Raw genomic sequence first — 3887 nt, 5'->3', positions numbered from 1 at the left:
GCCTTGCGCATATTCGCGCATGACGCGGCTGAAATCGGCGGTCTGCACCTTCTCGGACCATTTGTATTCGATGCCGAGTTCCTTCTCGGCCCTCTGCAAGGCGACATGGATCTGGTTGTCCCACGGCTCCTCGATCGGCGTGGCGAAGATCGCCGCCACCTTCAGCTTCTTGTCCGCCGCGAAAGCGGCGCCCGGCAGCATCGCAGCTGCCAAACCAAGCGCGCCCAGCTCCAGCACATTGCGTCGCGAAAGCCCTTCGCGTTTTATCTGCGATTTATTGTTCCGGTTTTCCATTGCATTCCCCTCTGTTCGACAGCCGTGTCGAGCCGGCTGTTCGTGAAAATGTCAGACGGGGAAGTATGGAACGACGCCAGACTTTTGTCCACGTGGTCAAATTTGAACCGCGCACCGGATTCTTGATCTTAGCCGGCCAAGCAAGGGCCGCCGATCAAACCCGTTCCAGCGCGATCGCGATGCCCTGGCCGACACCGATGCACATCGTGGCAAGCCCATAACGGCCGCCACGTTCGCGCAGCTCCAGCGCCGCCGTGCCGGAGATGCGGGCACCCGACATGCCCAGGGGATGGCCAAGCGCGATGGCGCCGCCATTCGGGTTGACGTGTTCCGCATCCTCGGCAATGCCAAGCTGGCGCAGCACGGCTATGCCTTGCGAGGCAAAGGCTTCGTTGAGCTCGATGACATCGAACTGTTTTGGCGTCAGGCCAAGCCGCGCGCAGAGTTTTTGCGTCGCCGGCGCCGGGCCGATGCCCATGATGCGCGGCGCCACACCGGCGGCAGCGCCGCCGAGAATGCGGGCGATCGGCGTTAGGCCATATGTCTTCACCGCCGCCTCGGAAGCGACGATCAGCGCCGCCGCCCCGTCATTGACGCCGGAGGCATTGCCGGCCGTTACCGTACCGCCTTGCCGGAACGGCGTCGGCAGCTTGGCCAGCGTCTCGACCGTTGAGCCAGCGCGGGGATGCTCGTCCTTCGAGATGACCACCGGATCGCCCTTGCGCTGCGGGATCGTCACCTCTGTGATTTCCTTTGCCAGCCTTCCATTGGCTTGCGCGGCGACCGCCTTGTCCTGGCTGCGTACGGCAAAGGCGTCCTGGTCGGCGCGTGACACCGAAAAATCCTCGGCGACGTTCTCGCCGGTTTCCGGCATCGAATCGACGCCATACTGCTTCTTCATCAGCGGATTGACGAAGCGCCAGCCGATGGTGGTGTCGTAGATCTCGGCATTGCGCGAGAACGCCGTGTCGGCCTTGGGCATGACGAAGGGCGCGCGGCTCATCGATTCGACGCCGCCCGCGATCATCAATTCCGCTTCGCCCGCCTTGATGGCGCGAGCGGCTATGGTCAGCGCATCCATGCCGGAGCCGCACAGGCGGTTGACGGTCGAACCTGGAATCTCCTTCGGCAGACCTGCCAGCAGCAGCGCCATGCGCGCCACGTTGCGGTTGTCCTCGCCGGCCTGGTTGGCACAGCCATAGACGACGTCGTCGACAGCCTGCCAGTCGATGCCGGGATTACGCTCGGCCAGCGCCCTCAGCGGTATCGCGCCAAGATCGTCTGATCGTACCGAAGACAGCGAACCGCCGAAGCGGCCGATCGGAGTGCGGATGTAGTCGCAGATATAGGCCTCGGCCATGTCATGCAGCCTTTGCTTTTCCGGTTCCCTCATGCGCCGCCTTGGTGCGGGCCTGCAGGTCGCGCAATGTCTTGAGTTCGAGTTCGCTTGGCGCCGGTGTTTCGTCAAGCGCCTCCGCGAACTTTACCACCCAGCCACAGCTCTCCTGCACCTGCTGGCGCGTGACGCCGGGATGCAGCGACACGACAGTGAATTCCTTGCTCACCGGGTCCGGCTTCCAGATGGCGAGATCGGTGATCAGCAGCGTCGGGCCGGCGGTGTCTATGCCAAGCCGTTTTCGATGGTCACCACCCTCGCCATGGCCGAAGGAGGTGAAGAAGTCGATCTTCTCGACCATGCCGCGCTTGGTCTGCGCCATGGTGATGTAGATCTCCTTCGACGACGTCGCGATCTCCGGCGCGCCGCCGCCGCCGGGCAGCCGGGTCTTGGGATGGAAATAGTCGCCGATGATGGTGGTGTTGATGTTGCCGAATTTGTCGAGCTGCGCCGCACCGAGGAAGCCGATCGAGATGCGGCCGCCCTGCAGCCAGTAGCGGAACATCTCAGGCACCGCGACGGTGGTGATAGCGGTCTCGCACAATTCGCCGTCGCCGATCGACAGCGGCAGCACGTCAGGCGCGGTGCCGATCGTGCCGCTCTCGTAAATCAGGGTGATGTCAGGCGCATGCGTCAGCCGCGCCACATTGCAGGCGGCCGATGGCGCGCCGATGCCGACGAAGCAGACATCGTCGTTGCGCAGCGCGCGGCTGGCGGCGATGGTCATCATCTCGTTGGGGGTGAATCCCGGATTGTCGCTCATGCCGCTTTCCTCAAATGCTCGACCCGGGCCGCGAAATCGTCGGCGCTCTTCTCGATCACGTAGGCCTGCATCCACGCCTGGAATTTCTCGCGGTCGGCGGCGATCTCGTCCCATTCGAGATAGGCCGCATTGTCGCGCGCATAGTAGCCGTGCGCGTAGGACGGATGCGAGCCGCCGGGCACGACCGATATCGCCGCGATCGTCCAGCGCGGCAGCACGGTCAGATTGGGGTGCGGATCGTCGAAATTGTCGACGACTTCCTCGACGGTCACCACAGCGCGTTTGGCCGCCAGAACCGCTTCCTTCTGAATGCCGATGATGCCCTCGACCAGCACATTACCTTTCCTGTCGGCCTTCTGGGCATGGATGAAGGTGACGTCAGGCCGGATCGAAGGGACAGCGGCCAGCACCTCGCCGGTGAACGGACAGGTCACCGACTTGATATTCGGGTTGACCGCCGCGAGGCCAGCACCGCGATAGCCGCGAAACACCGCGCAGGGCAGGCCGGCAGCACCCGCTTCATAGGCATTGGCCATGCCGGCATGGCTGTGCTCCTCAATTTCGAGTGAGCGCGGAAAGCCGTTCTCGATGGCATCGCGGGCGCGCCGCAGCAGGCCGACGCCGGGATTGCCGACATAGGAGAAGACGATTTTCTTTGCCATGCCCATGCCGATCATCTGGTCGTAGATCAGGTCCGGCGTCATGCGGATCAGGGTCAGGTCGCGAAAACCCTGGCGGATCGCCTCATGCGCCGCCGCCGTCGGGATCAGATGGGTGAAGCCCTCGAAGGCGACGGAGTCGCCATCTTTCAAATTCTCGGCCACGGCCTGTTTGAGCGGCAGGAACTTGACCATCGCATCGGCTCCGGGTTTCAGAAAGTTCGTATTGCGAACATATGTTTTGTATGCGATACTTTCTACGCTGAGCGAGGGCGAGGAGTCAATCCTGACGCCGATGCCGTTCCGCGGAGACAAGATGGACGAAGCGGCTGTTTCCCGTGATCATGTCGGCTCGCTCGATCGCGGCCTCGCCGTCATGGAGATCCTGGCCCGCCATCCCTCGGGCATGACGCTGACAGAAATGGCGGAGGAAGCGGGCCTCACCCGCGCCGGCGCCCGCCGCTTCCTGCTGACACTCACCGCCACCGGCTATGCAACACAGGCCGGCCGCGTGTTCTCGCTGTCGCCGCGCCTGCTGACGGTTGCCCGCACCTGGCTCGGCGGCGCCTCGCTATGGGCCTTCGCCGCGCCCATCATGCGCTCTGTGGCAGCACAACTGAACGAGGCCTGCTCGGCGGCCATCCTGTCGGGTGAGGATGTCGTCTATGTCGCCCGCATTCCCGGCCGCCGCATCCTCAGCGTGTCGCTCGACGTCGGCACCAGGCTGCCGGCCTACTGCACCTCGATGGGACGCATCCTGCTTGCCGGCCTGACA

General features: G+C 63.9%; 4 protein-coding genes and 1 pseudogene. 1 reads left to right on the top strand and 4 read right to left on the bottom strand.

The annotated features are described in order from the left end of the window. The 4 genes and pseudogenes from EN893_RS22850 to EN893_RS22835 all read right to left on the bottom strand — a co-directional run. Positions 1–294, bottom strand: a pseudogene (locus EN893_RS22850) (BMP family ABC transporter substrate-binding protein); the annotation flags it as partial. A gap of 154 nt (positions 295–448) precedes the next feature. Beyond that, the gene (gene pcaF / locus EN893_RS22845; RefSeq protein WP_127268262.1) at positions 449–1654 is read right to left on the bottom strand and encodes a 3-oxoadipyl-CoA thiolase; all 1206 of its coding nucleotides are present in this window, start codon (positions 1652–1654) and stop codon (positions 449–451) included. Between the two features lies 1 nt (position 1655). Further along, the gene (locus EN893_RS22840) at positions 1656–2453 is read right to left on the bottom strand and encodes a CoA-transferase subunit beta (RefSeq protein WP_127268263.1); all 798 of its coding nucleotides are present in this window, start codon (positions 2451–2453) and stop codon (positions 1656–1658) included. Beyond that, a complete protein-coding gene (locus EN893_RS22835) occupies positions 2450–3307 on the bottom strand; it encodes a CoA transferase subunit A (protein ID WP_127268264.1) in 858 nt (285 codons plus the stop codon). Before EN893_RS22835 ends, EN893_RS22840 begins: the two co-directional genes overlap by 4 nt. 121 nt (positions 3308–3428) lie before the next feature. Between EN893_RS22835 and EN893_RS22830 the strand changes: the two genes are divergently transcribed. Then, positions 3429–3887 (top strand): helix-turn-helix domain-containing protein (locus EN893_RS22830; RefSeq protein WP_164901031.1); only part of this gene is annotated, 459 nt, incomplete at its 3' end.

Origin of the sequence: Mesorhizobium sp. M7A.F.Ca.CA.004.04.2.1 (assembly GCF_004022825.1) — a bacterium.
Taxonomy (GTDB): domain Bacteria; phylum Pseudomonadota; class Alphaproteobacteria; order Rhizobiales; family Rhizobiaceae; genus Mesorhizobium.
This window is presented reverse-complemented; position numbering and strand designations above follow the sequence as displayed.

Excerpts from the sequence above, each read along its gene's own strand:
- EN893_RS22835 (WP_127268264.1), bottom strand. The coding sequence starts at position 3,307 with ATGGTCAAGTTCCTGCCGCTCAAACAGGCCGTGGCCGAGAATTTGAAA.
- EN893_RS22840 (WP_127268263.1), bottom strand. The coding sequence starts at position 2,453 with ATGAGCGACAATCCGGGATTCACCCCCAACGAGATGATGACCATCGCC.
- pcaF (WP_127268262.1), bottom strand. The coding sequence starts at position 1,654 with ATGGCCGAGGCCTATATCTGCGACTACATCCGCACTCCGATCGGCCGC.